The following is a 626-nucleotide window of genomic DNA, read 5'->3' as shown; positions in this document are numbered from 1 at the left end:
CTGAGGTTGATCGAGATGTAGCTGTTGACGGTATCGGTGCCGTTGGCGCCGGCGGTGCTTTCACTGACGATATCGCCGGCATTGTCGACGAAGTAGGTGTCGTCGCCCTGCGCTCCGCTCATCGTGTCGGCGCCGCCTTTGCCGTCCAGCAAATTGTCGCCGGAATTGCCGGTCAGCACGTTGGCCAGGCTGTTACCGGTGGCGTCGATGGAGGCCGCACTGCGCAGTGCGACGTTCTCGATGTTGCCCGTGAAGTGGTTGCCATCGCCGAGGTTGATCGAGATATAGCCGTTGACGGTGTCGGTGCCGTCGGCACCGGCGGTGCTCTCACTGACGATGTCGCCGGCATTATCGACGTAGTACGAGTCGCTGCCCTGTGCGCCGGTCATGGTATCGGCACCGATGCCGCCATCCAGAATATTGGCAACATCGTTGCCGTAGAGCTGGTCCGTATGGCTCGATCCGGTCAGGTTTTCGATGAGGGTATAGCTGTCGCCGTTGGCGTCGCCGGTATTGACCTTGTGATTTGAGAGGTTCGCAATGACGCCTGCGGCAGCGCTTGCATAAGAGGCCGTATCCGAACCGTCGCCACCATTCAGATTGTCCTCGCCGCCTCCGCCGATCAG

Annotated in this window: 1 protein-coding gene; it reads right to left on the bottom strand. The window is 60.7% G+C overall.

Translation table 11 applies throughout. The features are described 5' to 3' along the window. Positions 1-626 (bottom strand): calcium-binding protein (locus AC0ZT5_RS35185; protein WP_488500170.1); only part of this gene is annotated, 626 nt, incomplete at both ends.

It is taken from the genome of Mesorhizobium sp. CNPSo 4670, assembly GCF_057784235.1.
This window is presented reverse-complemented; position numbering and strand designations above follow the sequence as displayed.